At 55.9% G+C, this 1,585-nt stretch carries 2 protein-coding genes; one reads left to right on the top strand and one right to left on the bottom strand.

Annotated features, from left to right (window positions below; translation table 11 throughout):
* Positions 1 to 592 (top strand): calcium-binding protein (locus tag AC1DT3_RS20545; RefSeq protein ID WP_477467057.1); only part of this gene is annotated, 592 nt, incomplete at its 5' end.
* 284 nt (positions 593 to 876) lie between these two features.
* On the opposite strand, the gene AC1DT3_RS20550 is transcribed toward AC1DT3_RS20545, so the two are convergent.
* Positions 877 to 1,585: NAD(P)H-dependent oxidoreductase (locus AC1DT3_RS20550; protein WP_477467058.1), on the bottom strand; the 709-nt coding region annotated here is incomplete at its 5' end.

The raw sequence follows: 1,585 nt of genomic DNA on the forward strand, positions 1-1,585 counted from the left end.
GCATTATCAGATCCTCGACCATGACGGCGACGGCCTCATGGACATCCTGACAGACGTCACGTGGTACCCGCCATGGCAGAAAGACAAGCACGACCAGTTTCTCCTCTGGAAGGGCGCAATCACCATTGCAGTCAACCGAAAGGGCTGGAGTACAGACGACCGCATCGTCGGTGGATACAAGTCGGACACGCTTGACGGCAGGGACGGCAACGATCGGTTGGCAGGAGGAGACGGCAAGGATACGATCTACGGCGGTGCCGGGCTGGATGTATTCATTCTGAACACGAAACCCGGGCCCTCAAATGTCGATTCGATCCGGGACTTCGTTTCCGCCGACGACTCGATCTGGCTCGACAACGCCATATTCCCGGCGCTCGGTCGCAATGGTTCGATCGCGGTGCCCGCGAAGCTGAAAGCAAATGCCTTTTGGACCGGAAAGGCCGCCCACGACACGAGCGACCGCGTAATCTATACCGCAAGCAGTGGCGCGCTCTATTACGATCCCGACGGAACGGGCGCCGTCGCGAAGATAAAGATCGCCCAACTATCGAAAAATCTGGACCTGGTCGCCTCGGATTTTTTCGCGATTTAGGCAGGACAATTCCGCAACAAACGCAGCAATGAGATCGGTTACTCGCTGTTGTGGATGCCGCTCTCAACCGTCCGATCCCTGGCCGTTGAATCCGCCGATTTGGTCATGTGGCTGACGAACACCGTGACGTAGATATCCCGCGAAATCAGCGATTTCGAGAACGTCGCCAAGCGAAGTTGAAAATTCGCGCTCCACGGCGGATCCGAAACATAGACGCGTCGGCGCTAGTTGTGCAGGCCTTTGTCGTGGCAGAGCATTTTGCATTTAGGTCGATTTGCAACACCTCATGGGTTGTGCGCGGCGAGCGGGCGCAGAACATCGTCATAGTCATCGAGAGAAGGCATAGCCATAGTAGGCTGAGTGTCGATGTTCTCGATGTAGTTCCTATATTTCGAGAGCCACAATTGTCGTTCCTCGCGGCTGACATATGGAACGTGATAAGCAAAGAACGGCTCGATCACCCGAAAACCGCAATAGCCCAATGTTCCTTGCAGCAGATGGCGCATCATGCCTTTGATCTCGCCGTGAACGGCGTTCGGACCAAACATGTGCTCGCGCCCCCCGAGCGTAGCCGTGACCAAAACCGTCTTCGACGATAGCTCTGCGCGATCGTAGATACGTTTCCCCCCGAAGAACGATCCCGACAAGAAGACGCGATCGATCCATCCTTTCATGATCGCAGGTGTCGAGAACCAGAAAATCGGGAAGTTCATGATCATGAGATCGCAGTCGAGCACCCGCTCCACCTCGCGGGCAATATCAGGGGCAATTGTAGCTGTCTTCCAGCCATGCCGCTGTTCAAGCGAGTACACAAGATAATCTGGATTGCGCCGACTGTTGAAGTCGTGGGAACCCGCGACTGGATTGAAGTTTTGCTCATAGAGATCCGACACAACCACATCGTGGCCCGCTGCCGTGAGACTATCGACCGCCGTATCGCGTAGCGCCGTCGAGAAGGATGCTGGTTCGGGATGCGCATGAACGACGAGGACC

The sequence above is a fragment of the Microvirga sp. P4_G7 genome (genome assembly GCF_056401005.1).